Below are 26,463 nucleotides of genomic sequence, written 5' to 3' on the forward strand. Positions count from 1 at the left end.
GCCGGCCCTCACCCCATCGTGATGACGACCTTGCCGGCCTTGGCGCGGCCCTTCTCGGCGTACTCCATCGCCTCGCGGGTCTGGTCGAAGGGGAAGACGCGGTCGACGACGGGGCGGATTTCTCCGGCGTCGATGAGCCGGGTGAGTTCGCGCAGCTGGTCGCCGTCGGCCTTCATGAACAGGAAGGAGTAGGTGACGCCCCGGCGCTTGGCGTGGCGACGGGTCTTCCAGCTCAGCGCGTTCATCGCCTGCCGCAGGACCGGGTTCGCGCCCAGCTCGCGGGCGAAGTCCGCGTCGGGAGGGCCGGCGATGCTGATGACCTTCCCGCCGGGCTTGAGGACACGCAGTGACTTCTCCAGGGTCTCGCCGCCGAGGGTGTCCAGGACGACGTCGTAGCCGTCCAGGACCTCCTCGAAGTCCTGTGTCCGGTAGTCGACGACGACGTCCGCGCCGAGCTCCTTGACCAGGCCGGCGTTGGCCGCGCTCGCGGTGGTGGCCACGTGTGCGCCCAGATACCCGGCCAGCTGGAGGGCGATGGTGCCGACTCCGCCGGAGCCCGCGTGGATCAGGACCTTCTGGCCTGGCTGGACTTGTGCCTTCTCGACCAGCGCCTGCCATGAGGTGAGGGCGACCAGAGGGAGGGAGGCGGCCTCCGCCATGGTGAGGGTGGCCGGCTTGGGCGCCAGGTCGTCCTGGTGGACGGCGACGAGTTCGGCGAAGGTGCCGATGCGGTCCTTGTCGGGCCGGGCGTAGACCTCATCGCCCACCGCGAACCGGGTGACGTGCGATCCCACCTCGGCCACCACCCCAGCGAGGTCGTTGCCCAGGATGAGCGGGAGGCGGTACGGCAGGATCGCCTTGAAGCCGCCGTCGCGGATCTTGAAGTCCAGCGGGTTGACGCTCGCCGCGTGGACCCGGACCAGGACGTCGTCGGCGCCCACCCGCGGGTGGGGGGCCTCGGTGACGCCACCGCCGTCCTTGTCGCGGTACCGCTCGATCATGAAAGCCTTCATCGTCGTCTCCGTTTCCCGTCCGTACGGGGACAGGGCCGCTGTGCGTCCCGGGCTTCTGCCAGTACGGCACGCTTTGTCGTGTTTGTTCTGGAGCCCCTCGCCGATGCGATGGGCGGCCGTCATCGGCGCGGTATGAGTCGCCGGGCATCAAGGCCGCCGGTGGGGCGATGTGCGCTCACGCCGCGTTCGGCGATGCGGCCAGGCTCTGCTTCACGTACCGGGTGAGGTCGTCGGCGAGGATCTCGGGGAGTCCCGTCTCGATGCCGGCCAGGGCCTGGGCGGCGACCTCGGCGGGGTCGGTCTTCTGGTCGGCGGGTACGCTCGCGGCCATGTCGGTGTCCATGTATCCGACGTGCAGTGCAGAGACGGCGATGCCGCGGGGCGCCAGTTCCTCCCGGACCGCGCCGGTCAGCGCCCACGCCGCGGCCTTGGCCGCCGCATAGGCGCCGAGGTCGGCCGGGTGCAGCCAGGACAGGACCGACAGGACGTTGAGCACGGCGCCGCCGCCGTTGGCCTCGATGACGGGGGCGAAGGCCCGCGTCACGGCGAGTGGACCGAAGAAGTTCGTGTCCATCTCCAGGCGCACCGCGTCCGGGCCGCCCGCGATCAGCGGGGTGCCGGTGGAGATGCCGGCGTTGTTCACCAGCAGCGTCGCGTCGGACGCGATCCGGGCCGCGGCCCGGATCGACTCCTCGTCCGTCACGTCGAGCCGCAGTGGGGTGACCCCCGGAAGGTCCACCGTCTCGGGGCGCCGGGCCGCCGCGTACACCTTGGCCCCGCGTTCCACGAGCTGGGCGGCCAGATGCCGCCCGAGCCCCCGGTTGGCGCCGGTGACCACCGCGACCGAGTCCTTCAGTTCCATGCCCACTCCCAGCGTTACGGCCGTCGTCAAGCGGCCCACAGGATTAGATTACGAGTGCAATCTAAGCACTGACCTAGAATAGATGCCAGTCGACATCCAAATGGGAGGTGCCCGATGGGCCGCGTATCGCAGGCGCAGGCAGAGGAGAACCGCCGACGGGTCGTGGAAACCGCGTCTCGCCTGTTCCGGGAACAGGGGACTCACGTCAGCGTGGCCGACCTCATGAAGGCGGCCGGTCTGACCCACGGCGGCTTCTACAAGCAGTTCGCATCCAAAGAGGCGCTCATCGACGAAGCCACCGCCCACGCCTTCGGCGAACTCACCCGGTACCACAAGGACGGACTCGAGCAGCACGGCGGGCAGCGCGGCGCCGCCCAACAGGCACTGATCGCCACCTACCTCTCTCCCGAACACCGCGACAGCCCGGCGGACGGGTGCCCCGTCGCCGCACTCGCCACTGACATGGCGCGCGAAGGCGAAGATCATGAGGCCCGCCGGATTTACACCGAGGGCGTGGCCGACTTCGCTGAGTGGCTCACCACCGAGGACCAGGACGGCATCACCCGGCTGTGCACCATGTTCGGCGCACTCGTCCTGGCCCGGGCCACCAACGGCTCCCCGCTCTCCGAGGAGATCCTCACCACCGCGCGCAGGGCTTTGACGGCAGCCGACTGATCAGTGAGCCTTTTCCGGGCTGGCGGTGCTGATCGCGAGCTGGACATGCCTGCGCAACGACGAAGCTCCTGGCACACGGGCTCCCGGCCAAGATCGCCCGTGTCTGCCGGGAGCTTCGTGTGCTTGCCTGCCCGTCCCCGGTCGACCTGTCCAGCCGCACCCTGCGGTTCCCGACCGGGCGACTGAGGCGCAGGCGGCAGCGGACCGGAACGCGGCGGCGGTGCCTTCCCGCCCCGCGGCAGGCCCTGCCCGCCCTGGCCCGCCCGCGGTGCGGTGACACCTACGCCCAGCTCGCCGCCGGGTTCGCCATCGCCACCGCGTGCCGCTCCCTGCGCGAGGCCGTCGACGTGCCGGCCGCCCTCGCGCCCACCCCGGCCGAGGCGATGCGCGTCGCACGGGCCACGGCATTGGTGATCCCGGAGGGCACCCTGCTGCCGATCGGCCGGATCGCCGCCGACACCCCGTACCCCGCGGGGAAACACAAGCGCCACGGCAGGAACGTCCAGGTCCTCGCCGACCCGTTCGGCCGTCTGCTGCGGGCTTGGCCCGCACTGCCCGGTTCCCGGCACGATCCGACCGCCGCCCGCGCCCCCGGGAGCGTCGGGGCTCTCGCCGCCACGGGCCTCACGTGCCGGGCGGACAGGGCGTACCAAGGCGCCGACGGCCCGGTCGGGGTGCCCTTCCGTGGCCGTCGCCTCAAGCGAGGGCCGCGGCGCCGCCACGGCACGCACGCCCAGATCCGCTGCCTCGGCGAGCGGGCCATGGCCACCCCGACGGGCCGGCGGCTCCTGCGGAAGCTCCGCTGCGGCACCCACCGCACCACCGCGATCGTCCAGGCCGTACTCCTCCTTCACCACGCGGCAGCGTGAGGTTGAAAAAGGCTCAGTGGGAACGCGACCGCCACTGGCACTCCTCCGACCGCATCACCGTCGAACACGCCCTCGCAGGCCACAAACGCTGGAAACAACTGATGCGCTGGACCCATTGCCGCGACCGCCTGCCCGACACCTGCCGCGCCATCGCCGGCCTCGTCTCCGACCGCACCAACAACGCCTGAGAACAGGCCACGACCAGGCGAAACACGCCTCACCCGCTATCACGCACCAACTCGTAAGGCTTGGCCCCGCGCCGCGCGGGAGGCTGCTCCATTGATGAATGAATGACGACCGAGTGCGCCTTCCCGTCGCCCCGTCAGCTCCTGCGCCTGACTGCCGTCGCTTGGCCGCGTGCCCAGCCCGCGACAACCGCGCCGATGGCGACGGCGACGAGGTAGACGGTGATGCTCGCCGCGAATCCGCCTGGCAGCCAGCCGAGTAGGCTGGCGTTGCTGTGGTCGACAAGCTGGCGGATCGCTCCCTGTCCCCCAAGGACGAAGAGAGCCACACCGAGGACCTGTAAAACGTCGTACTTCACGTGATGCCCTCCGGAGCTCAAGAGGCCGCTGCCGCGGCAGAAGCACGGCAAAGAACGGTGGTGAACCATGTGTAAACGGGAGCGAGCGTTGGTGACGCGGGCCATCCATTGATCGTCGCCAGGAGCTGCCAATAGCGCTTGGCGTGTGGGTCAACGGTCATCTGCAGGCGGGCGACGAGCCAGCGGCGCAGATCACCGTCGCCGGCACGCTCGAAGGCGTGGCCGTAGAGGCCGCCCAGTGATTCGGCAAGGGGTGCGGCTTTGGCGGAGGCTGGGAGGATGCCGGCGGATACGGCTTCGTCGATGCGTTCACCCATCGCTTGATTGAGGCCGTTGTGCAAGCCGTTGACGTCCTGCTCGGAAGGCTTTTTCGCCTGCTCCTCAGCTATGCGCCGTACCGCGGTACTGAAGTCTGAGTTCTGGCAGAGTTCGGCGAGTTCCACCCAGGCCCCGACTTGTTCAGGCGTGGGATCGTCGGGGAGCAAGGGCAGTGCGGATCGCATCAGAGTCACGAACTCGGGGTTGGCGTCAAAGCCTCTGAAGACGTCGTCGATGAAGTCGGTTACGAGCCGGCGTTGTTCGGACTGGGAGAGCATGGCGAGTCGATGCATGAGATCCATCTCCATGGTGGTGGGGCCGCGTCTGGCGACTGCTCGTAGTACTGCCCGGCGCAGGCGGAGGGTCTGGATCTGTACGTCCAGGGCGTCGGCGTGTGCTTCGGCGACTTCCGGTATGGATGCCTCCCGGTCCAGCACCTTGCGCACGGTCGCCAGGTCGAGCCCGAGATCGCGCAGCGTGCGGGCCAGATCCAGGCGTGCGAGGGCGTCGAGGCCGTAAAGCCGGTAGCCCGCCGGGCTGCGGTCGGTCGGCGGGACGATGCCCTGGTCGGAGTAGTACCGGATGGTCTTTACCGTCAGACCGGTCCGGCGGGATAGTTCTCCGATGGAATAGAGCGTGTCGCTGTCCATGCCCCCAGCTTGATGTCTCCCCCCACGGGAGACTCAACCGGGCATTCCGAGGTGAACGGCACGCCGGGCGCGGGATACGAAGTGTGTCAGGTATCCGGCGAGCATGACCGGGGCGGGCGGGCCCACGGGTGGGGGCGGGACGCTTTCGGTGGCGAGGGGCAGGTGGATCGAGGGGACGACCTGGTACTGGCACGGGGGTGCTGGCCAGGCGACCGGCTGGCCTGTGCGGGTGGCCTCACCGACGGCCTGGACGGTGTGTCTGTTTTCGACGGTGTGTTTTGGGTTCTGGCTCAGGTCCTGTGGACTGGCCACACTGAGTTACGGATCGACAGGTGGGGGCGGCCACGGACGGGCACGGCTCTGGAGAACATGCGCCCGGCACCGGGGCCCAGCTCGGGTGAGGCTGCCTCAGCCAGAGGCGGCCTGATATGGATCGACCATGAATGATGAAACTCTTGACCCGATGGAGCGCCTGCTCGCGGAGCGGGCTTGTGAGCGGCTGGTCGTCGAGTTCGTCCACCGGCTCGACCTCGGGGACCCGAGCTCGGTGGCAGACCTCTTCACGCAGGACGGCACCTGGGAATGGCCCGCAGGCGACCGTCGCATCGCTGGTCACGACGCCCTGCGCCTCTACTTCGGCAACCGGCCCGCAGACCGACTGTCACGCCGTATATGCACCAACATCCTGGTCACCGTGACCTCTGCGGACACCGCCACCGCCACCACCTACTTCACCACGTACCGTGTCGACGGCTACAGCGAGGGCCTCGTACCACCGCGGCCCCCGGTTCAGGTGGGGCACTACGAAGACACGTTCCGCAAGGTGGACGACACCTGGCTGCTCACCACGCGGACTCTCTTCCTCTCCTTCGCCGGCCCCACGGAACGCCTCAACAGGCCCGGCCAGTCATAAGAACGGCTCCCAGCCGACCGGCCGTCAAGGATCCTGCGCCACGGGGAGTGACACTCCACAGAAGTTGTGCCAGAGCCCGTTTTCAGGCTCTGGCACAACTGCTGTGGACCCGTGGCAGCGGTTGCCGGCAATCAGATAAAGATTCGTCCGCAGAGAACGGTGTCTCTACGCTTGGTCAGAGCGGGAGTGCGCGCATTTCCGCAGGTTGCGGTGCCGTGGCAGAGCGGTCCATTGCGATCGCCGTGGGCGAGGTCCCTCCCACGGCGACTGACGGGGACGGGGCGGACCTGCTCCCATCTGTCTCGCGGGTTCAAATCCCGTCGGCACCGCAGCCGACCAGGACGTAGCACGGCGCACGGACCTGCCGCCTCGCGCCAGGTCCACAGAAGTTGTGCCAGAACCCGTTCTCATGGACAAAGCCACCCCCTGCGGGCGCCGGCCTCGCCAGGGGCGCGTACCGCTTCGCGCGCTACCGATGTGCTGGTGGAATATGCCAACTCTCCTGCGGGTGACCGCCTCGCTGTCCCATCGTGGAGGTGGCGGGCCCTCGGCACCGCCTCCACCGGCGAGGAGGGGAAAGCCCGATGGGCTGGCAGCGCGAGGGATTCGAGACGCACACGGGTGAGGTCGGGGTACTACTGGCGGACGGCAGTGAGCCGGGCCCGGTCTACTTCGACCTGGGCAGCAGCTCCTACTTCCACGAGTCGACCGACTGGTGGGTGTACGACGGCTCCCTGCGCCGCCCGACCGCGACATCGATGCGGGGCAAGTGCGCGTGCGGATGGCGCGGCGAGCGCGCCTTCCCCCTCGACTGGAAACAGGTCCTCCGCGCCGGCCGCGACGCCTACGACGTCTCCGGGCCCGAGAGGGACTGGGAGGCACACCTGGACGACGTTGCCGCGCGCACGGTCCCTCTGCCCGGCGACGTCACGGGTCTGCTGCGCACACTGCGCGAGCGCTTGGACGAGCTCGTCGATGACGAGCCGCTCGTCGTGCTGAAGGCGGCCGGGAAGCTGGAGGCGATCGTCGCCGACCACGGGCCGATCGCCGCCCGGTACATCGCCGGTGACGTCACCCCACTGCCTCGGCTCACCGAAGCTCTCGGCACGACGGAGAAGGCGGCTGCCTCCCGCTTGACGCGCTACCAGTACTTGAACTGCTGAACACCTCTGGCCCATGGCACCCGGGCCGCGTGAACCGCCCCTGAAACCGCGCGGAGCGTCAAGCGCTCATCCGGCACCGCGACGACGACATGGCATCCGGCCCCGCGATCAGCCGAACCTCCACGGCCTGGGCCACGGCGCTCTACGGTGGCTGGTAGCACCCGCCGCAGGAGGAGCCGATGAGAGCCCAGCCCGACCACACACCCGTCGCTACGTACGCCCCCGCGCCCGGCGCCCCGGCCGAGCTCCTTGCCCAGCTCCGGTCCGATCGGCGTGCGGAAAGGTGGGTGCCCGCCTTCGAGAGGGAGTGGGGGGCCGCGTTGGAGGAATCGCGTCGGACGTTCTCCTTGAACACCCTCTACGAAGTCGTCCACGTCTGGCAGGCCCGTCTCGCTTCCGCCCCCGCGGTCGACACGTTCGTGGCCTCCGGCCACGACGAGAGCGGGTTCATCGACATGGCCGAGCTCCGCGGCCGGCGGCTCCGGTGAGCGTGCAGCCGTACGCGGTCCGCTTTTCTACACCGGCGGCGAAGGTCCTCGCCGAACTTCCCGAGCACGCCGAAGAGACGGTCTGGGACCTGCTTGACGCCGCTGCGGCTGACCCGCAGGGGTTCCGCCAGTGGGACCCCGACGACCCCGAGGGCGAAGACGTCCGGATCGCGTCCGCCGGTCGCCTGTCCGTCATCTACTTCGCCAACCGAGCCCTTCGGCACCTGTCCGTCCTGGACATCGTCTGGCTCGGCTAGATCTTGGCCGTCGCCTCGAGCCGACGTGGCGATGCGTACTGCTGATGCCGACGAGGCGGTCCGTACCGTCCGTCAACTGCAACTCGTGGGGATGGCTTCGGGAGGTGCCGGGGTGGGTTGATTGACACGATGCGTGTGCCTTCGCTCACGCAGGCCGGTTGGGTCATCGTTTTTGTGACGAGATGCGGTAGGGGCTATTCAGGTGGAGCGCCAGGCGCGTCGCAACCGTCTTCCCTTCCGCGCCAGTCGTTTCCTGCAGTGGCATGACGACCAAGGAGGCATTCCCGTGACTGGTGTTCAGACTTTCACTACGGGTACCGCAGCGCTGCTGGACCTTGACCCGTACCGCTTCCCCGCGGCCCTTGTCCACGACCTGCCGGAGCGGACGTCGAGCGTCTGCGACGGCGTGGAGCCCGGTGACCGCCTTCTGCCCGCACCGGAGTCGGCAAGCCGGCTGTCCGCTTCTCTCGAACCGGCCGACCGTCGCCGTCTGGAACTGCATGCAGCTCTCACCACCGCGGGTATCGCGCCCCTGCCGGGGGACCTGGACGCCATCGAGGCCCTGTGCCAGCTGAACGACACCACCCATGTCGCCCTCCGGCGATGGCTCAGTCACGCCGTGTGATCCACACTCCACTGGATGCACCGCTGGGGAGGGGCCCAGATCTGTCGTGTGCGGAAACCGAACCAAGGCAACCTGCCCCATCCAAGGGATGTGGCAGTGCCTGCCACATCACAACAACGGTCGGCGAAATCCGCCATGTTCCGCCTCCCTGCCCGTACCGCTTCCGGTACGGAAGACTCAGGCCCTTCGTCAGCCGATCAGAGAGGGGGCGGCACATGACTGGCACGGTGAAGGCAGCTCGGTGGCTGGCCTCGGCCGGTGATGACCCAGCCGGGTGTTTGCGCGAGTGGCGCACGGGCCTGCAGGGTGTCGTGCTCCTGCCCGCAGGCCGGATGTGGGACGCACTCGTGGTCCCGGAGATACTGGGCCGCAGCCTGCTGACCGCCATCGCCCGCTCGGGGCATTCGGCCATGGGGCCGGCGCTTCGCGACAGCAGGCGTCAGGAACTCGTACTCCTGATGGCTTCAGGCTCTCCTCCTCCCACGCGCCTGCACCGGGCCGCCCGATATCTGACGAGCGGGAGGTGGCTAGCGGTTCCGGACCCCGCCCGCAGGGTGACAGGACTGTCCTGGCTCCTCCCACCCGACGGGACGGGAAGGCTGTTCTCCCCGACGGACGTGTACCCCCTGCTGGCCTCACACCGTTCAGCGAAGTGAGGAAGCAGAGCAAGAAACAGCCCGGCCGCCTACTCCTCGGACCCCGGCGGCCTTTGCCGTCATGGACGTCTGGCATCCTGCACGCGATTACTCGCACCGGCTGCTTCTCCGCGCTGCTGCACCATCTGGCATGGGGCGCCTCCCACGACGTCTACCGGCTGAAAGGGCAATCTCCGGAAGACTTGGAATTCCTAACGAAATGATCTTCGTGGTGATTGGATCGCTCTGGGATTGACGATCCAGGGGTGTGGGGTGGCTCGGCCGAAGACGTGGGATGTCGATGACGAGTTGTGGGCGGTGGTCGAACCGCTGTTGCCCAAGGTCGAACGCCGATACCGGCATCCTGGGCGCAAGCGGCATCCGGACCGACTGGTGTTCCAGGGCATCCTGTTCGTGCTGCACACCGGGATCTCCTGGGAGCATCTGCCGCAGGAGCTCGGCTTCGGGTCGGGCATGACGTGCTGGCGCCGCCTGGCCGAACGGACCGAAGCCGATGTGCGGCCCCGGCTCCACGAGGTCCTTATGGCCAGGCTCCGCGGTGCGAACGCGCTGGACTTCTCCCGGGCGGCGGTCGACGGCTCTCACATTCGGGCGTTAAAAGGGGGTCCAAGACGGGACGAAGCACTGTTGACCAGGGCAGAACCGGCAGCGAACACCACCTGATCACCGACGCCACTGGCATCCCGCTCGCCGTCACCCTGACTGGTGGCAACCGCAACGCCGTCACCCAGCTGATCCCGTTGCTTCAGGCAGCGCCGCCGGTGCGAGGCAAGCGCGGCCGACTTCGGCGCCGGCCGGACGTGGTGCTGGGCGACCGCGGATACGACCACGACAAGTACCGCCGTCTGGTCTGGGACCTCGGAGTGAAACCGCTGATCGCCCGTCGCGGTCCTGAGCACGGACCCGACCACCGTCCTCTGGGCCTCGATGCGTACCGCTTCGTCGGTCACGTAGACCGACAGCACAGCCACGTCCGAGATCGACGGGAACAGTGACCCCTCCAGCCGGAGCACTACCTCTTCCACAAAGCGAACTGTCAGCCACACCGCGCTGGGGACGAATCATTTTCAGGCAGCTTCCCGAGGGCCCCCGCCGGACAAATATCACTCAGCGTGATGATTCACGGAATGTGTGCCAGAACCCGTTCTCATGGACAAAGCCACGCCTCGATCTTGTCGCGGAGAAGGGCTGGAAGTGCCAGTACTCCGAGGGAGAGACGGTGCTTCCGGTGCGCCGGGCGGAAGCCGTGCTGTCCCGTCCGGCGGATGCCGAGTGTCCGGACTGCGGGTCTGGCCGACTGTAGACGTGTTGGCGGTCTTCCGTTTCCATGCCGACGATGAAGTCGACTTCGACGTCGACCTGCGGGAGTTGCAGGGCCAGGAGCGACTTGATGTGTTCTGCGGCTTCCTCCAGGAGATCGGTCGGCGGCTGGGCAAGCCGGTGCTGATGGACCCGGAAGGCGACTATGGCCATCCGGTGCTCGGCTTCGATGTCGAGGCCGATCGAGTCGTTCTCCTCGCAGACCCGCAGGTCAGGTGACTGCGGCCGACGGCTGCGGTTCGTAGAAGGTTCCGTCACGGAGCATCGCGAACAGGACGTCGGCCCGGCGTCTGGCGAGGCAGAGCAGAGCCTGGGTGTGGTGCTTCCCTTGGGCGATCTTCTTGTCGTAGTAGGCCCGCGATGCCGGGTCACCCAAGGAAGCGAACGCGGAGAGGAAGAAGACCCGTTTGAGCTGCTCGTTTCCCCGTCTGGAGGGCTGTTCACCGCGGATCGAGGAGCCCCAGCTCCGGGTTGCCGGGGCGAGACCCGGGTAGGCGGCGGATGGCGACGACGGCCGCGTCGTCGTCGAGGTGCCCGTGGACGTGGGCCAGCAGATCGTCCTGGAGATGGCGCAGCAGCTCGTTTGGGTCTTCCGTCGTCCACTGCGGCGCCCGTTCGGTGAAGGGGTAGAAGTGTCCGTCGGCGTTGCGTGCCTCGATGACGCCGTCGGTGTAGAGGAGCAGCAGGTCGCCGGCCTCGAAGGGGAAAGTCTGGACGGTGTAGTCGGCTATGCCGAATGCCCCGCCGAGCCCGATCGGAAGGTGGCTCGCCTCGGCCACGAGCGGGATGAGCCGGTGTCCCCGGAGGATGAGCGGCGGCGGGTGACCGCAGCTGATGAGGTGAACCACCGGGTCGTGGTCGGGGATGTCGAGCAGCACGGCGGTGGCGAAGTCCTCGGTGGTCTCCTGCTCGGCCGGTGACCGCCACTGGCTGGCGTCCCAGCGAAACGCGGCGTCCAGGTGGATGGCGAGACGTGGAAGGGTGGCCTGGCGATGAGCGGCTGCGCGGAAGGCGCCGAGCAGCAGGGCGGTGTTGCTGATGGCGCCCAGGCCGCTGCCGCGCACATCGCCGATGAGGATCCGGGTGCTGTGGTGGGCGGTGCGCGCGGCCGCGTACAGGTCTCCGCCCAGCTCGGCTTCCTCCTCGGCAGGGATGTAGAGGCCGGCGATCCACAGCGGGCCGGAGCGCGCGGGCAGCGGCCGCAACAGCACGTTTTGTGCTGCCTCGGCCACCGACCGCACCTGGTACAGCTGCCGCTCGTGCCGGTCCCGCACCACGCAGACGATGACACAGACGGCCGAGACGACGATCAGGGCAGCGATCTGGGCTTGGACGTTGGCGGTGTCCGAGACCCCTCTGAGCGCGCCGATCAGCACCTGGGCTGCTACCGCGAGAGCCCCCATCAGCGCCGTCATGCGCGCGCCGGCGAACGCCACCGTGATCGCGGGCGCTGCCACGAGCAGCGGACCGAGGTGGATGTGCGGCGGAGACAGCACATCCACCACACAGACCGTGATGATCAGCCCGAGCGGGATCACGACCAGCGCGGGTGCGTGACCCGGCTGCCAGGAACGCCGGGCGTCCAACCGTGCTCGAAAAGCCATGCCCCCAAGCCTTCCACCTGCCTGCGCAAGGCGGGATGTGCCGCTCCGGGACCGGGGCCCGTCGCTGTGCGAGACCGGACAGGAACCTGAGGAGGAACCGATCACCTGGCCCCGTGGCTGAAGCCGCGTCCGCTGACAGGCGAGCTGGTTGGATCGGCTTTTCCCAAGTCAGCCCGCGTCCGGGGCGTCGATGATGTTGCCGTCCTTGTCGAGCGTGTGGGTGTTCCAGTACACGTCCCACTTGTCGTCGACCTGCTGCGGCACCTTGCCCTCCGGGTACCGCACGAATCCTGCCGGGGGCTCCTGCTTGTCCGGGACGCAGGCGGACCCGGTACCGCCCACGGACAAGACGGGGTACTCGCCGCTGCTGCAGATGTCCTCCCGGTACTCGACACCGGCACATCCGGTGAGGGCCACGACCGCGGCCGCGCTCACGAGAGCAGCAGCTATGAGACGGGCCTTTCCGGGAAGCGGGGCAGCGGCGGATCGGTTCATCCCTCGGGGCGTGTGCACGGTGGTCTCCATTTCGCTTGGTTTGGCACCACTCTCGCCATCGGAGAGCTGCCGTGCCGTGAGTACGCGTACTCAAAGGTGTCCGGGGGGATGCTCAAGAGGCCGCAGCCCAGGGGGATGTCACCGCTGTCGGTACGTCGAGCGGCTGGGGGACCTTGCCTGCGGGGTGTTGCTGCCCCGCCCCGAAGCGGACGCCTGCTGCTGGCGGTCGATGTGTCGCCGTGGGTGCGGTCGGATGCGTCGCACTCGGCAGACCGGCTGGTCCGGCGTGTCACCCGCACCGGCCCGGCCGCGGGGGCCGTGGCGCAGTGGTGCTGGACGGCCCTGAGCATCTGGTCGAGATCGAGGCCACCGCAGTCCTCGATCGACCGGGCTGTCAAGCGGGAACGGTCTGGCTCGACGAGCAACACGAGTGTGACGGTCAGGTGCGCCCGGCTCGACACATCTTCCGTCCGCCGTGGAGCTCAGCCGGGCCCATCCGCTCTCCATCAGCGCGGCGATCGGCAAGAACGAGGACTGGCGGCTCCCTCCACCGTCCCCGGGCGGGGTCACGACAGGGGGGAGGCTCGCGTTCTACGCTGGTGACAGGAGCGCCCGAGGAGGCCGACATGGCAGGTCACCACCGTTACCACCTGGACCAGGACGGTCAATCGATCACCGTCCTGCACGACCCGCGGCGTCGGCGCGCGGAAGTCTGGGTCAACGGCAAGACCGTCGCCGCGGCCCGTGCTCCGCGCCACCAGGCCACTGTCCTGGAGGGGGAGATCCCTGCCCTTCCGCCCAAGCGGATGGTCGTCAGGATCGGCCACCCCGACGACGTGGACGACGTTCCCCTGTGCGTGCTGGAGACGGACGGCGACCGCTACCTCATGCCCCACATCGCTCTCACCCCGCAGGAGCGAGAGCCGGCGGAACGGACACCGCCGGCCAGCACACCCGGTGAGCTCCTCGCCCGGTGGAGGGCACGGCACCGTCACCGCCGAGACGCCCGCCGTACGCGACCGGGCAGCGGCCCGCGTCCGTAGCCGTAGCTGCGACATATCCGCATCCCAGAGGGGGCTGTCCTTTCCGGATGCGAGGGCGAGAATCCTCGCTGAGGTGAGTACCGGTCGTCGGCCGTGACCGTCTTGACCTTGCTGTCCTCAAACGCCCCTTCGCAGGGTTGACCTGGCCGCGCCCAGGTGTCACCGGCGACTTCAAGATGGATGCAGGCACAGCGCGCAGCCAAAAACTCTCCGGCCTCCCTGATTCCTCATGCGCCGCTGGGGGAGGGGCGATGCAGCCCGACGGCGCAGGTGGACGCCACAGCCGGCCGACGCGACACTTCTCCCTGCCGTCACCGCGCCCCTGCCGGACGGCAGAGGGTCTTGCCGTCAAACGAGATGACTTCTTGGCCAGGTGCAGTCCGCCTGCGGCTTGCATGCTTTGCATAGGTGGCATGTTTTGTCACCTGTCTTCGATGGGGCGGTATCCAGCCATGCCGCGTTCATACGGCGTTCGTCCCGGCCGCTCAGTCTCACGGCCATGAACAAGGCAACCCTCTCCGCGACCGCCGTCGCCTCCACTCTCGCTCTCGGCCTGCCCCTCGCCCCGGCCGTCGGCGCTGCCGAGCGGGGCCTGCCCGGGTACGCCGTACAGCACCGTTCCGGGCAGGCCATTCCGTTCGCCGAGGCCACGGTCACCGCCGGCATCGACGGTTCGTTCTCCCTCAGCTGGAAGGCGGAGGGCGTCACGCGCGTCGAAATCCGTGCGAACGGAAGGGTCGTCGCGAGGGGCGGTGCCACCGGGCGGGCTGTGATCACTGGTCTGCCCGCCGCAGACCGTCAGTGGTTCTGGTTCGAGGCCGATCGCGGTCAGGGTCTGAGGCTCGCCGACCGGCTCGTCAAGCTCTCCGGAACGGTCAACCTCCGTGATGCGGGCGGCTATCGCACCCAGAACGGTAAGTGGGTCAAGATGGGCGAGGTCTACCGCTCGGACGCCCTGAACAACCTGACCGCCGAGGATCAGGCCAAGCTCCGGCGCCTGCGCATCAGGACCGTCTTCGACCTGCGCATGGAGGGCGAGCGCGTCAAGGACCCCGACAGGGTGCCGGCCGGTGCCGACTACGTCGTCGCGGACGTCTTCGCGGGCTCCGGCGCGTTTCAGACCATGCCCAAGACCCCGGCCGAGGCTGAACAGATGATGATCGACGCCGAGAGGGCGATGGTCAGCGGCGACGGCGGCAAGAAGGCGTACAGCCAGGTGTTCGACGGCATACGCGAGGACGACGCGCGCTCCGTGCTCTTCCACTGCACGGCCGGCAAGGACCGCACCGGGTGGTCCAGCGCCGCCCTGCTCGCCGCGCTCGGCGTGCCGCGGGACACCGTCGTGGCCGACTACTTGGCCAGCAACGCCTACCGCAAGGCCGCCAATGACGCCCTTCTCGGCCACCTCCCGCCGCAGCAGGCCGCCGTCTACAAGCCGCTGCTGGACGTCCGCGCCGAGTACCTCAACTCCGGCTACGACGAGGTCGAGGCGAAGTACGGCACCTTCGACCGCTACCTGAGCGACGGTCTCGGCATCGACCGCCACGAACTGAAGCGCCTCAAGGAGGACCTCCTCATAGGCTGACGAGCTGGTGCGTGATTGTGGTTGAGGAGTGATCCCTCGGGGGTGGGATGATCCAGCCCGTGGTGACCATGGTCAGCCGGGACATCCTCGCGCATCAGCTGTTCACCGGGATCTCCCGGCAGCATCTGGCTTGCCTGGCCAAGGAGCTGGCCGATCCGTGGGAGGCCGTGGTCGAGGGTCGCCGTCGCGGGGCACGTGGCGGGGCCAGGAAACGTGAGGCGGGGCCGGTGCCCGGCATCGGCTGGGGTTCACCGGCCGGCTGGTCGTCACGCTGATCCACCTGCGGCACGATCTCCCGCACTCCGTCCTCGCCCTGCTGTCCGGGGTCGACCGCTCCACCGTCACCCGCGCGATCGGAGAGATACGCGGGCTTCCGGCCGAACGGGGATGCGCGGTCCCGACCGGCCCGGCCTGCGGACCCTGGCCGATGTCTTCGCCTATGCCCAGGCCGAGGGCGTCGTGCTGCGGCTGGACGCCACCGAGGTCCAGGTCCGGCGTCCCGCGGTCGGCCGCGGTGGGCGGCGCGCGTTCGTCTCGGGCAAGAAGAAGCAGAACACGATGTAGGCCACCGTCATTGCCGACCGGGCCATCGCCGGCCTCGTCTCCGACCGCAGCACCAACGCGTGACCACGACCCCGATCAGGCAAACACGGCTCCGCCGCTATCACGCACCAGCTCGTAAGGGCGCCTCGTACCACGAGGCCGCTGACCACATGCCGGCGATGGACCGGGTGAGGTCTTCCATGAGGAAGATAGAGGTGCGCCTGCTCTGCCCGTGAAGCGGGCAGGGTGAGGGAGAGAGGGCGACTTTGAGTGGTTTGCCGGTTCTGGTGAAAGCGGTACAGCTGAAGCCGTGTGTGCGGTAGAACTGCAGGTCACAGAGTCTGCTCCCCGCTCGCGGGGGGATGACCCCGGCCGTCGCCTGTCCGTCACGACAAACAGATCTGCTCCCCGCGCCCCGGCTCGCCCGCCTCGACCGGGTTCCTCGCTGCCGCGGGCACCGGCTCGGTGCACGACACAGCACGGTCAGGCTGTGGGTGAACTCCCGGAGCACACATGCCCATCGCGCGGAACCACCATCCCCCATTCGCACTCTGTCTAAGCGACAGCAGAGCATCGTGAACGGAGGCCATCATGAACCGGCGCACACTGCTCGCAGCGGGTACCGGCTACACGGCGGCCGCCGCCTGGACGATGGGTTGGGGCAGCGGCCAGGTGAGGGCCGCGCCCAGCAGCGGTTCCACCCCTGTCACCAGCGGGCAACGGCCCCTGGGCCCCGCGTCTGCCGCAGCCGGCAGACACACGCTCGCGCCGCGCGCCGCTGACTGGTCCGCGCTCGACAGGGGCCTCCAGGGCGGTCTGATACGTCCAGGCGATGCCGACTACGCCACCGCCCGCCAGCTGTACAACACCCGCTTCGACAGTCTGCGACCCGCCGGCGTCGCCTACGTGTCCAACACCGCGGACATCGCCGAGTGTTTGGCCTTCGCACGCCGCCACGGTACCCCCGTCGCCATCCGCAACGGCGGGCACTCCTACGCCGGTTGGTCCAGCGGCAACGGACGCCTGATAATCGACGTCTCCGCGATGAATTCCATTCGCACGGGCTCCGGCAGCGCCGTCATCGGGGCCGGTGCCAAGCTCATCGACGTCTACACCCAGCTCGGCGCCCGAGGCGTCACCATCCCCGGCGGATCTTGTCCCACGGTCGGCATCTCCGGCCTGACGCTCGGCGGCGGCCACGGCGTGGTCTCCCGTGCCTACGGGCTCACCTCCGACAACCTCACCGGCGCCCGCATCGTCACCGCCGACGGCAGGACCCTGGAGGTGTCCAAGGACAGGGAGAGCGACCTGTTCTGGGCACTGCGCGGCGCAGGAAACGGAAACTTCGGTGTCGTCACCGAACTCCGGTTCCGCACCCACAAGGCCGCCGACGGCGTCACCGCGCACATGACCTGGCCCTGGTCCAAGGCCGCCGCCGCACTCCGCTCCTGGCAGGAGTGGGGCCCCGCCCAGCCCGACGAGATCTGGTCGGCACTGCACCTGTCCGCCGTCGCCGGCCGGACCCCCACCGTCTCCATCAGCTGCTTCTCACTGGGCACGTACGGCGCCTTGCAGAACGCCGTCGACCGACTGGCGGACCGCGCCGGCGGCCCCGGCGCCGCCTCCCGCATCACCATGCGCCGCCGCGGCTACCTCGACACCATGCGGATGTACGCGGGCTGCGCGACGAAGCCCACCACCCAGTGCCACCTGCCCGGCAGAACCCCGGGGCGGCAGCCCACCGGCGCACTCCAGCGGGAGACGTACGCGGCACGCTCGGACTTCTTCAACCGCTCACTGAGCACCGCCGGCATCCGGTCACTGCTCGACCAGGTCGAACGCCACGGACGCAGCAGCAACAGCGGCGCCGTCTCCATCGCGCTCACCGCCCTGGGCGGAGCCGTCAACCGCGTTTCCCCACAGGCGACCGCCTTCATACACCGCAACTCACGCTTCCTGGCGCAGTACACCGCATCCTGGCCCGCCGGTCACACCGCCGGGCCGGCGACGGCCTGGCTGGACAGCACACACACCGCGATGCGCCGGCACGCCTCGGGCGCGGCATACCAGAACTACACGGACGCAAATCTGAGCAACTGGCGCTCCGCGTACTACGGCTCGGCCGCTCACCGACTGGCCGAGCTGAAGAGGCGCTACGACCCGGGCAGGACGTTCGACTTCCCACAGGCTCTGTGAACCGACGCGAGGCGCCGTCACACAGCGGCACCCCGAACCATCGCCGCCGGATACGCGGTGTGCGCTGCCCGCCCCCGCGGTGTCCCCGGAGAAAGCACGGGCGCCGGGACGGTCCCTCCGATGCGGCGAGCAACTCCTCGGAGGAGAACTGCTCCCCGCCCGAGCGAGGATGGTTCCGTTGGTCTCGTGCGCCGGTCACGGCGGGCGGCTGCTCTCCGCACACGCGGGAGTGGCCCCTGTTCCTTGCGGGGGTGGTGTGGTGTGTCTGGTTCGCCAGAGCGCAGTGCTGGCTGTTGTCCCCTGTTCGTGCAGGGTCGATTTGTTTGTGGTGCCCGGGTTGTGGGGGCAGGGCATTTTCGTTGTCGTGATGAGGTTTCCGCATACGGGTCATGTAGGGGTGTACGCGTTTTCCGTATACAGGGCGTTTTTCGGGTCTGAGGCTGTCGAGGTTGTTGCAGCAGGCGCCTGTCTGCCACGCCCTGTGCCGGCCGACGTGTGACTCCGGCTGGTGACGTGGCCGCCAGCTGCACCCTGCCCATTCCCTGAAGGCGTCTGGCCGGTGCCTTCGGCCTTCCTGTGCGTGCTCCTGCTCCGGTTCACCACGACGTGGGACCTCGCGCCCGCCGCCGATGACCGGATTCCACCGCGCACCGCGTGACCCGCCCCCAGCCCTCTTGTCTTGGGCGGGGCCGTGTCTGGCGGCGAAGCAAGGGTGCGCTGGAGGTGTACCTGGCGGCCTAGAAAAGTCCATGGGTCGGCCTAGAAAAGCCCATGGGTCGGCCTAGAGAAAAGCCCATGGGTCGGCGAAGCGGCTACGAGCTTGGCCGGCGCTGCCTCTCGCGGCTCTTCGCGCCAAGGCGCGCCGAGGCGCTCTCAAACCCGTAGGGCCCCGACCGGGGGAGTGGTCGGAGCCCTACGGGGTGTGGGGTGGCTTAAGGCCGGAGGGTGTCCTTGATGTCTTCCTTGGCCTGGCGTGCGTGGCCCTTGGTCTGGTCGGCGCGGCCTTCGGCGGTCATGCGCTCATTGCCGACGGCGCGGCCTACGGTCTCCTTGACCTTGCCCTTGGCCTGCTCGGTGTGAGCCTTGCTCTTCTCCGTGCCCGACATCGGGACCTCCTCGTGAAGTAACCGGATTGGTCTTGACCCCCGCCTACTCGCCCCGGCCCGTCCTAAACACTCACAACCGGCATGACTTACTTCTCTGTCTGCTTCCAGGCATGCTGCTGACAGCGGAGCATGCCCCTGTGGTTGCGGCCCTGGCGCCACCGCTCGGGGCGTTGGACCCGTTATCGAGGATCCGAAGATCACCCCGGCCGGCTGTTCCTCGCCCGAGCGAGGATGGTTCCGTGGGTCCGTACGCCGGTCACGGCGGGCGGCTGCTTTCCGCAGCTGTGGGGATGGTCCCGAGACCTCTACCGGGCTGGCGGGTGCTGCAGAGAACGCCAACGGCCTGCTGCGCCGGCCTTTCCCAGGGGATCCGGCCTTGTTCGGGCACACCCGCGAGCAACGCGTGCACCATCCGATTCGGTGATCGTTTTCGCGCCCCTGCAGGGTGGTGCCGGTTCGCACCGGTCCGCTGCCCGTGGTCCGCTGCCGCGCCCGTCTGATGTCCGTGGGGCAGTTCGCACCCATCCGGCTCACCGTGATGGCGATGTGTCCGGGGCCGGGTGAGGGTGGGACGCGGCGTTCGCGTCGGTCAAGCCCCCTCCTCCCGCTCAGAAGGAGCACAACCATGTCCGAACGTCACACGCTGATTCGCAGTCTGCACGATGTGGGTCTGGCCGCCTGGTTCGGTGGCTCGCTGATGGGTGCGGTCGGCCTCAACGGTGCTGCCAGGAGTGAAGGCGGGACGGAGGCGGCCACGGACCGGATCGCCTCTGCCGGCTGGGCGAAGTGGACGCCGGTCAATGCCGCTGCCATCGGTGTGCACCTGTTCGGCAGTGGGGGGCTGCTGGTCGTGAACGCCCACCGCGTCGCCACCCAGCAGGGCGTCGCCGCCTCCACCGCGGCCAAGACCGTCGTCACCGCGGCGGCCCTGGCCGCCACCGCCTACGCCCGCGTCCTGGGAAAGAAGGTCGAGCTGGCCTCTTCCTCCGACCCGGAGGACGCCGAGAAGGCGAGCAAGCACCCCATCGACCTCGACAAGGCACGTCGGCAGCTGGCCTGTGCGCGGTGGGTGGTACCGGCGCTCACGGGGTGTCTGGTGGTGCTCAACGCCCTGCACGGCGAGCAACAGCGGCCCGCCGAGCAGGTTTCGGGCATGCGGCAGCGCGCCGCGTTCCTCTCTCCGCACCTGCCGGCCGGCATCAGCTGCCACCTGCCGCACTGACTTCGGTCGGCATCCGGACCCCCACCCTCGTACAGGTCGGACCGCGAGTGATCACATCCTTGGAGCACCTGACCGGATTGAACGAGCCGTCCCGTCTTCGGCCCCTCCGCCTTCGTCGACCGGCCAAGGGCTGGTGGTCAGCCATCGACGGCCGGTCCGGCCGGTTCACGGAGGTCCACCGGATCGGCGGGGCTCCGCGAACCGGCCGGACCGGCCCGTGGTGGTCGTCACCGGAGCGTCCAGCGGCATCGGCCGTGGGGTGGCACAGGCACTCGCCGCCCGCGGGGCCGACCTCGTGCTGGCGGCCCGTACCGAACGGACCCTCGTCGCGGTCGCCCGGGAGTGCGGGCAGCGAGGAGGACGGGTGCTGGTCGTCCCGACCGACGTCGGCGACGAAGCAGTCGTCCAGGTTCTGTTCCGACGTGCGGTCGAAAGGTTCGGGCGCGTCGACGCCTGGATGAACGCCGCGGCCGCGTGGAGCTACGGCCTGTTCGAGGACACCCCAGCCCTGTGTTCCGACAGATTGTGAATACCACGCTGTTCGGCCAGGTCCACGCGGCCCGGCCTGTGCTGCCGCAGTTCAGGCCCCGGGGCAAGGGGGGCTCGTCAACATCGGCTCTCTGCACGGACGACTCTCGTCCCCCTACGTCTCACCGTATGTGACCTCGACATGGGGCTTGCTCGGTTTCTCCGAGGTGCTGCGTCAGGAGTTGCGCGACGCTCCTGGCATCGCCGTGTGCGTTGTTCTGCCGGGTGCGGTCGACACGCCGATCTATCGTCATGCCGCGAACTACATCGGTCGTCGGATTCGGCCGCTGCCGCCTGTGACATCGCCGGAACGAGTGGTGGCCGCGGTGGTACGTGCCATCGATCGTCCTCGGCAGAGTTGTGGCGGTGGCTGCGGGCTTGGCAGCACTCGCGATCGCGGCGAAGGTTCTCGGTCGACGACGGTGACGACCGGCGTCCGTCGCCACTCTTCGGCGTTCACGTGGTGGCCCTTCCTTCGCGGCAGCGATCGTGGGTGTGCGGTTCGTGGTACGGCGGTGTGCCGAGCTTCGTTGGTTGTCGCCTACGGAATCGCATGGGTGCAGTGGTGGCGTTCAGAAGGACGGGTCCTGGTTCAGATCGTGGGATTCATGCGCTGAGACACCGGCCGCCTGCTGAAGGCGTGCGTACCGTGGGGGAGGAGCAAGCCATCGGAGTCGGCGGCAGCACGGGGCGGCCGAGCGGTGCAACGGCGCTGTTTCCGCAGGGGCTCAGTACCGTACAGAGCGGCCATTCCGTACCGTGCGGAGCGCCGGAAGGGGACTCGTGATGGCCGGTCTGAGGCTGGGGCCGCTCCTGCGGCACGTCGACTGGGAGTCGGGCACGAGCGCGACGGTGTGGGTCGAGACCGACCGGGCGTGCACGGCGGAGGTACGGTGCCCGGGCGGCGCGGGGGGTTCGGCTCCGACGTTCCGCGTCGCCGACCACCACTACGCGCTGGTGGTCGTGACCGGACTCGTCCCTGGGGCCGCCACGACGTACGAGGTGCTGCTCGACGGCGAGCGGGTGTGGCCCCTCGCGGACTCGCCCCAGCCGCCCAGCACCATCCACACGCCGCCGGTCCCGGCGACGGGCGCGGTGGTCGCCTTCGGCTCGTGCCGGTGGGCGGCACCTGCCGTGGGCGAGTCCGATCCGGTGGGCCCCGACGTCCTCGACACCCTTTCCGCCCGGCTCGCCGCCGACCCGGAGGCCGAGCGCCCGGACGTTCTCCTCCTCCTCGGCGACCAGGTGTACGCGGACGAGACGTCCGCTGACACCCGCGCCTGGATCGCCCGGCATCGCCGGGCCGCCGGCACCGGCTCCGCCGCCCCGCCGGACCAGGTCGCCGACTACGAGGAGTACACCCACCTCTACGACGAGTCCTGGGGCGACCCCGAACTGCGCTGGCTGCTCTCGACCGTGCCCAGCTGCATGATCTTCGACGACCACGACGTCATCGACGACTGGAACACCAGCGCCGCCTGGGTGGCCGACATGCGGGCGACGCCCTGGTGGCACGAGCGGATCACCGGCGGCCTGATGTCGTACTGGGTCTACCAGCACCTCGGGAACCTCTCCCCCGCCGAGCTCGCCGAGGACGAGCTGTACGCGGCGGTCCTGGCGGCCGACGACGCCACGGAGGTGCTGCGCGCGTTCGCCGAACGCGCCGACGCCGACCCGGCGTCGGTGCGCTGGAGCTACCGCAGGGACTTCGGTCGCACCCGGCTGCTGATGGTCGACACCCGGGCCGCGCGGGTGCTGGAGGAGCAGCACAGGACGATGCTGGACGCCCAGGAAGCGGCCTGGCTGCGGACACAGGCGTTCGACGAGCTCGGCGGCGTCGACCACCTGCTGGTCGGGACCTCACTCCCGTGGCTACTGCCTCCGATGGTCCACTTCGCGGAGGGCTGGCACGCGGCGCTCTGCCGAGGCGAACGCGGTCCGCGCTGGGTGCGCTTCGGCGAGTGGCTGCGTCGGCGGGCGGACCTGGAGCACTGGGCGGCGTTCACCTCGTCGTTCGAAAAACTCACGGAGACGGTCGCCGAGGTAGGGAGGGCCGACACCGCCCCGGCGACGGTGTGCGTGCTTTCCGGGGACGTCCACCACGCCTACGTGGCGGAGCCCATCTGGACCACCGGGCAGCCGCCGCGCTCCCGCGTCTTCCAGTTCACCTGCTCACCACTGCACAACTCGGTGCCCGCGGCCATGCGGGCCGGGTTCCGTTTCGGCTGGAGCCGGTTCGCCAAGGGGATCGGGCATCTCCTCGCCCGCCACGGACGGGTCGAGCGACCGGCGGTCCGGTGGGAGCGCACCGGCGGGCCGTGGTTCGGCAACCAGTTGATGACGCTGACACTGCGTGGGCGTACAGCACGGCTGCGGCTGGAAAGGGCCTCGGCGGACGCGAAGCAAGGGCGCCGCGGGACCGACCGCGCGGGAGCACGGCTCATCGGCGTCCTCGACCGGAACCTGACGGAGGGAAGTTGACGCCCCGTAGGAGGGCGCGCACTCCGTCTCGCCTTTTCCACCCTCGTCACCCGGATTCGTACGCTGGCGCTCCTCGGCCGCCATCAGGAGGCCACCGTCGGAGCCGCCCTGATCGTCACCGGCCCTGCCGCTGTATGTGCGGTGCGATGCGGTGGGGCAAGCAGTCGGACCGTGGTCTCGTGGTCGGAACGGACGGGATGGTTGTCCGTCGCCGGCTGCTGGTGAGCCGTTTAACGACCTCGTGCACGATAAGCATTCAGGCACGCCAGCGGAGCCTGCGGTCAAGAGACGAGCCCGCTCTTCCTGGTTACCGGTGCTCGAGTCGCTTTCGAAGGCGGCAGGCTTGTCGTCGTGCGGGCCGGCGGAGAGCGGCTGTCGCCGGTCGGCGACTGGTCCACTCGTTGCGGGCCCGGATCTCTACGCCGCCGGTAGAAGCCGCTCCTCGAACGATGCGTCGCACTTGATCACTTGGTTCGGTAACCGTCGTACGCGGAGGCAGCCTTCGTCTGGATCATGTGCTCCGACCCAGGAACACATACATCCAGCACGAAGGCCGTGAGGATGAGTCTGCAATATCACGATGCCCGGCAAGAGCCACTGGCCGAACTGTCACGCTTCCGGGGCGAGTTCTACTCCTGTCTCACCGTTCGTTCGGATGCGCTGTTCGAGCTCGCGGACGCAGTCTTGTGCGGGGACGGGCCGGTGAGGTCGCTGGCCGAGCCGTCACTGGTGGGCGAACACCGCCGCGGTCACGGAGGGTTCTACGCCGCCCTCGCCCAGGGCCGGATCGACGCGGACCGGATGCGACGAGCCCTGGCCTCGGTGCCGCTGCCCCGATCGGCGGACGGCCGGCTGGTCCTGGCCGCCGACGTGCTGTGGTGGCATCGCCACACCGGCCACAGGATGCTGCTGTCGGCGCACAACGGCCACATCGGATACCTCTCCACCCATCCGGACACCTACCCGCGGACCCAGGGCGCGGTGCTGCGCGGGCGTCTGGGCCGCGACTACGTCGCGATCGGCTTCAGCTTCGCCGCCGGCTCCTTCCTCACCAAGGACACCTCCCTCGAGGGGGACTGGAATCCGCTCACCGTCCCGGCCGCGCGCGCGGGGATGAACGAGCACACCCTGGACCGGGTCCGGTACCGGGACTTCTACCTCGACCTGCGGACCGCGCCCGCCGCGGCCCGCGCCTGGCTCGACCGCGCCCGCCCGGTCTACGACGCCGGCTCGACCTTCACCCCGGACCCCCTGCCCACCCTGGCCCTCGGCCGGGCCTACGACATCCTCATCCACCTCCACCGGGTCCGCGCGGCCGACAAGCTCGCACCGCCGCCGTACGAGCCGGCCGGCTGACCGCCCCGGACTCGAACCCCGGCGGCTTCCCCGCCCGAGGCGGCTCACCTCCGGCCCTGGAAGCATCCCGCGGGCGTACAGGGCCTGCCCGTCCGGTGGCCGGCAGCCGAGTTTCGCCACCACGGCCGAGTACGCGCACCCCACGAGGTGCGGACCGTCGCGTTCCGCGGGCGCCCGGGCTGCAGCGTGGTGGGCGCGCACCCCGGGTGAGTACCGCAGGCACATCTATCACCGTCGAGAGACGGCAGCCCCTGGTCGCCGGGAGCACACAAGCGCTTGACGGCCCTGCGACTCCCTGTTCCTCATGGCTCCGGACCACAGCGGGGGAGGCCTGTGACCCCAGGCCGCGTGGATGGTGGCCTGGCGCGCCGCCTGTGCCGGGCCCAGGCCGCGACAGCTCTCCTGGGGCAGGGGGGGCTCTGCGTCGTTCCATGACGGGACGGGCGGGGGTTCCGTCGTGGCGGGGCCCCAGGGCGGAGCACGTCGGTGAGACCGACACCGTCGATGGCTTCGTGGAGACGGCGGTGGGCCGTCTGCTTCCGGGGCGCGGTCGAGCGGTTGCCGACAACCGTCACACAGCCTGGCTGCGGGGGCCCGGTGCGGGTTCGCCCGGCCCGGCTGGGGACGGCGCCCTCTCGTGGACGGGAAGACCGGCCGGAGTGCGTTTTGACGGCGTGTTCGGGGTGAGGCGGGTCTTCGCCAGGTGCCGGTCCTCGGCAGGAGCTGCCAGGACCGGTAGTGAGAAGGCCCGGGCGAAGGGGGAGAGGACGGAGGAAGTGCTGGAAGTGCTGCGGGAGGCTGCCGGCCGCGCCGCGGGCGACTGAGGCGGATTGGGACGAGGGAGGGGGACCGTATGGCAACGGTCGCCGGCAGGGGCAGGGGCAGGGGCAGGGACGCGGTACGGCGGCAGAGCTCGGTGAGATCAGTGCGGGACCTGGTGCTCGTGGTGGGGCTCGCGGGTGCGGTGGTCGGCGGTGTGGCCCTGATGTTCAAGACGACTCGCTCGACCGGCTCGCACCTGTCGGTGGTCCTCGTCGTCCTCGTACTGCTGCTGGGTGCCGGGACGGCGCTGACCCGGTGGGGCAGGGTCCCGATGCGCCGCCGGACCGGGGCTCCCGGGCCTGGTGCGGGAGTGAACGACCTGGGCGGGGCAGCGGGTAGGGCACGCCTGCCGGATGCGGACGGCTGTGCGCAGGAGGGGGCCCTCGGCACCCTCACCATCCCGCCGGGCGCCGCCCCGGCTGTTGACGGGCCCGCTACGCCGCCTGCCGTCGGCTCCGGGGCGCTGGACCACCTGGCCGTCGACCCGGAGGGTTTTGAGCACACGGTCGCCGCGCTGTGCGCCCGGGACGGCTGTTCCCCTGTGGAGGTGGTCGGCGGCGCCGGAGACCTCGGCGCGGACGTGATCGCGACGACCGCCGACGGAAGGCGTGTGGTCCTGCAGTGCAAGCAGTACGGGGAGGACCACCGGGTCGGCTCTCCCGACCTCCAGCGGTTCGGCGGAACCTGTTACGCCGTGCACGAAGCCGACGTGGCCGTCCTCGTCACCACCAGCTCCTTCACGGAGCCGGCCCTGGAATACGCGGCCTCCTGCGGGATCGTCTGCGTCGACGGTACGGAGCTGGCGGCCTGGACCGCGTCGACCGTGCCGGCACCCTGGGCCGCCCGGCCGGGCGAATTGGTGCCTGAGACCCGGGACGAAACGATCCTCGACAGCTGAGATGGCCGTCACCGGGGACGTAGTTCGTGCGCCCCGGCTCCCTCGCGCAGCCACCCCGAGCGTGAAACCACCGGGCTTTGGCCGACACGTCAGGAAGCACGGCGATGCACGCCCGAGCAAAACTCGATGCGCCCCCCGCGCGCGGGGGAGCGGGGTCTGCTTGCAGAGCCGCGAGGAGCCGACGCAGGAGGCTCACGGATGGTGCGGCCGTGAGACAGAGGTTTCCCGCTG

23 protein-coding genes, 1 tRNA gene and 5 pseudogenes are annotated in these 26,463 nt (G+C 69.4%); 21 read left to right on the forward strand and 8 right to left on the reverse strand.

The annotated features are described in order from the left end of the window. Positions 1 to 8: 8 nt before the first annotated feature. Both BLW86_RS38835 and BLW86_RS38840 read right to left on the reverse strand, forming a co-directional pair. Entirely contained in the window at positions 9 to 1,013 is a 1,005-nt protein-coding gene (locus BLW86_RS38835) for an NADP-dependent oxidoreductase (RefSeq protein ID WP_093878347.1), read from the reverse strand. Between the two features lie 175 nt (positions 1,014 to 1,188). Further along, positions 1,189 to 1,875, reverse strand: coding sequence for an SDR family oxidoreductase (locus BLW86_RS38840; RefSeq protein WP_093878348.1), 687 nt, complete (start codon positions 1,873 to 1,875; stop codon positions 1,189 to 1,191). 114 nt (positions 1,876 to 1,989) lie between these two features. Here BLW86_RS38840 and BLW86_RS38845 point away from each other — a divergent pair, with 114 nt between their 5' ends. From BLW86_RS38845 to BLW86_RS38855, 3 genes are all read left to right on the forward strand, one after another. Beyond that, on the forward strand, positions 1,990 to 2,550 hold the full coding sequence (locus BLW86_RS38845; protein WP_093878349.1) for a TetR/AcrR family transcriptional regulator: 561 nt from the start codon (positions 1,990 to 1,992) through the stop codon (positions 2,548 to 2,550). 119 nt (positions 2,551 to 2,669) lie between these two features. Then, positions 2,670 to 3,419 carry a transposase family protein gene (locus BLW86_RS38850; protein WP_093878350.1) on the forward strand — a complete coding sequence of 250 codons (750 nt, stop codon included), beginning with the start codon at positions 2,670 to 2,672 and terminating at the stop codon, positions 3,417 to 3,419. Beyond that, positions 3,416 to 3,607, forward strand: coding sequence for a hypothetical protein (locus BLW86_RS38855; protein WP_256341609.1), 192 nt, complete (start codon positions 3,416 to 3,418; stop codon positions 3,605 to 3,607). Before BLW86_RS38850 ends, BLW86_RS38855 begins: the two co-directional genes overlap by 4 nt. A gap of 134 nt (positions 3,608 to 3,741) precedes the next feature. Here BLW86_RS38855 and BLW86_RS38860 read toward each other — a convergent pair whose 3' ends face one another. Then, on the reverse strand, positions 3,742 to 3,963 hold the full coding sequence (locus BLW86_RS38860) for a hypothetical protein (RefSeq protein WP_093878351.1): 222 nt from the start codon (positions 3,961 to 3,963) through the stop codon (positions 3,742 to 3,744). A 17-nt stretch (positions 3,964 to 3,980) separates the two neighbouring features. Continuing rightward, positions 3,981 to 4,931, reverse strand: a complete 951-nt coding sequence (locus BLW86_RS38865) for a MerR family transcriptional regulator (protein WP_093878352.1) — start codon at positions 4,929 to 4,931, stop codon at positions 3,981 to 3,983. A 439-nt stretch (positions 4,932 to 5,370) separates the two neighbouring features. Between BLW86_RS38865 and BLW86_RS38870 the strand changes: the two genes are divergently transcribed. The 8 genes and pseudogenes from BLW86_RS38870 to BLW86_RS38905 all read left to right on the forward strand — a co-directional run. After that, positions 5,371 to 5,844: a nuclear transport factor 2 family protein gene (locus BLW86_RS38870; protein ID WP_093878353.1), complete on the forward strand. Its 474-nt coding sequence runs from the start codon at positions 5,371 to 5,373 to the stop codon at positions 5,842 to 5,844. Positions 5,845 to 6,053: 209 nt separating this feature from the next. Then, a tRNA-Gly gene (locus BLW86_RS42395) sits at positions 6,054 to 6,173 on the forward strand. Between the two features lie 255 nt (positions 6,174 to 6,428). Then, positions 6,429 to 7,007 (forward strand): hypothetical protein, encoded by a 579-nt coding sequence (locus tag BLW86_RS38875; RefSeq protein ID WP_093878354.1) that lies wholly within the window; start codon positions 6,429 to 6,431, stop codon positions 7,005 to 7,007. Between the two features lie 179 nt (positions 7,008 to 7,186). Then, entirely contained in the window at positions 7,187 to 7,495 is a 309-nt protein-coding gene (locus BLW86_RS38880) for a DUF6247 family protein (RefSeq protein ID WP_093878355.1), read from the forward strand. Then, complete coding sequence (locus BLW86_RS38885; protein ID WP_093878356.1) at positions 7,492 to 7,752, forward strand: hypothetical protein; 261 nt, start codon at positions 7,492 to 7,494, stop codon at positions 7,750 to 7,752. The genes BLW86_RS38880 and BLW86_RS38885 overlap by 4 nt, the downstream gene beginning before the upstream one ends. A gap of 202 nt (positions 7,753 to 7,954) precedes the next feature. Continuing rightward, the gene (locus tag BLW86_RS38890; protein WP_256341610.1) at positions 7,955 to 8,377 is read left to right on the forward strand and encodes a hypothetical protein; all 423 of its coding nucleotides are present in this window, start codon (positions 7,955 to 7,957) and stop codon (positions 8,375 to 8,377) included. Between the two features lie 908 nt (positions 8,378 to 9,285). Beyond that, a pseudogene (locus tag BLW86_RS38900) lies at positions 9,286 to 9,935 on the forward strand (IS5 family transposase); the annotation flags it as partial. 263 nt (positions 9,936 to 10,198) lie between these two features. Further along, positions 10,199 to 10,572: pseudogene (locus tag BLW86_RS38905) on the forward strand (hypothetical protein); the annotation flags it as partial. Here BLW86_RS38905 and BLW86_RS38910 read toward each other — a convergent pair. The 3 genes and pseudogenes from BLW86_RS38910 to BLW86_RS38920 form a co-directional block, all read right to left on the reverse strand. Beyond that, positions 10,565 to 10,852 (reverse strand): annotated as a pseudogene (locus BLW86_RS38910) (transposase); the annotation flags it as partial. The pseudogenes BLW86_RS38905 and BLW86_RS38910 sit on opposite strands and share 8 nt — an antisense overlap. Beyond that, positions 10,794 to 11,957, reverse strand: coding sequence for a PP2C family protein-serine/threonine phosphatase (locus BLW86_RS38915; protein WP_093878359.1), 1,164 nt, complete (start codon positions 11,955 to 11,957; stop codon positions 10,794 to 10,796). The pseudogene BLW86_RS38910 and the gene BLW86_RS38915, both read right to left, overlap by 59 nt. A gap of 168 nt (positions 11,958 to 12,125) precedes the next feature. Continuing rightward, on the reverse strand, positions 12,126 to 12,452 hold the full coding sequence (locus BLW86_RS38920) for an SCO0607 family lipoprotein (protein ID WP_093878360.1): 327 nt from the start codon (positions 12,450 to 12,452) through the stop codon (positions 12,126 to 12,128). A gap of 626 nt (positions 12,453 to 13,078) precedes the next feature. On the opposite strand from BLW86_RS38920, the gene BLW86_RS38925 reads away from it, so the two are divergent. The 4 genes and pseudogenes from BLW86_RS38925 (at position 13,079) to BLW86_RS38940 (ending at position 17,819) form a co-directional block, all read left to right on the forward strand. After that, on the forward strand, positions 13,079 to 13,495 hold the full coding sequence (locus BLW86_RS38925) for a hypothetical protein (RefSeq protein WP_093878361.1): 417 nt from the start codon (positions 13,079 to 13,081) through the stop codon (positions 13,493 to 13,495). Positions 13,496 to 13,994: 499 nt separating this feature from the next. Continuing rightward, positions 13,995 to 15,080: a tyrosine-protein phosphatase gene (locus BLW86_RS38930; RefSeq protein WP_093878362.1), complete on the forward strand. Its 1,086-nt coding sequence runs from the start codon at positions 13,995 to 13,997 to the stop codon at positions 15,078 to 15,080. A gap of 68 nt (positions 15,081 to 15,148) precedes the next feature. After that, a pseudogene (locus BLW86_RS42680) lies at positions 15,149 to 15,641 on the forward strand (transposase family protein); the annotation flags it as partial. Between the two features lie 573 nt (positions 15,642 to 16,214). Continuing rightward, positions 16,215 to 17,819: an FAD-binding oxidoreductase gene (locus BLW86_RS38940; RefSeq protein WP_093878363.1), complete on the forward strand. Its 1,605-nt coding sequence runs from the start codon at positions 16,215 to 16,217 to the stop codon at positions 17,817 to 17,819. Between the two features lie 932 nt (positions 17,820 to 18,751). On the opposite strand, the gene BLW86_RS38945 is transcribed toward BLW86_RS38940, so the two are convergent. Further along, positions 18,752 to 18,925 (reverse strand): CsbD family protein, encoded by a 174-nt coding sequence (locus tag BLW86_RS38945; protein ID WP_093878364.1) that lies wholly within the window; start codon positions 18,923 to 18,925, stop codon positions 18,752 to 18,754. A 625-nt stretch (positions 18,926 to 19,550) separates the two neighbouring features. Here BLW86_RS38945 and BLW86_RS38950 point away from each other — a divergent pair. From BLW86_RS38950 to BLW86_RS38975, 6 genes and pseudogenes are all read left to right on the forward strand, one after another. Beyond that, positions 19,551 to 20,147: a hypothetical protein gene (locus tag BLW86_RS38950; RefSeq protein ID WP_093878365.1), complete on the forward strand. Its 597-nt coding sequence runs from the start codon at positions 19,551 to 19,553 to the stop codon at positions 20,145 to 20,147. Between the two features lie 217 nt (positions 20,148 to 20,364). Then, positions 20,365 to 20,676, forward strand: a complete 312-nt coding sequence (locus BLW86_RS42405; protein WP_177181901.1) for an SDR family NAD(P)-dependent oxidoreductase — start codon at positions 20,365 to 20,367, stop codon at positions 20,674 to 20,676. A gap of 67 nt (positions 20,677 to 20,743) precedes the next feature. Then, positions 20,744 to 21,292: pseudogene (locus BLW86_RS44195) on the forward strand (SDR family NAD(P)-dependent oxidoreductase); the annotation flags it as partial. A gap of 169 nt (positions 21,293 to 21,461) precedes the next feature. Continuing rightward, positions 21,462 to 23,156: an alkaline phosphatase D family protein gene (locus BLW86_RS38965; protein ID WP_093878368.1), complete on the forward strand. Its 1,695-nt coding sequence runs from the start codon at positions 21,462 to 21,464 to the stop codon at positions 23,154 to 23,156. Positions 23,157 to 23,717: 561 nt separating this feature from the next. Further along, on the forward strand, positions 23,718 to 24,512 hold the full coding sequence (locus BLW86_RS43695) for an erythromycin esterase family protein (RefSeq protein ID WP_093878369.1): 795 nt from the start codon (positions 23,718 to 23,720) through the stop codon (positions 24,510 to 24,512). Between the two features lie 853 nt (positions 24,513 to 25,365). After that, positions 25,366 to 26,232 (forward strand): restriction endonuclease, encoded by an 867-nt coding sequence (locus BLW86_RS38975; RefSeq protein WP_256341611.1) that lies wholly within the window; start codon positions 25,366 to 25,368, stop codon positions 26,230 to 26,232. Positions 26,233 to 26,463: the final 231 nt, after the last annotated feature.

The sequence above is a fragment of the Streptomyces sp. TLI_105 genome, assembly GCF_900105415.1.
Lineage (GTDB): Bacteria > Actinomycetota > Actinomycetes > Streptomycetales > Streptomycetaceae > Streptomyces.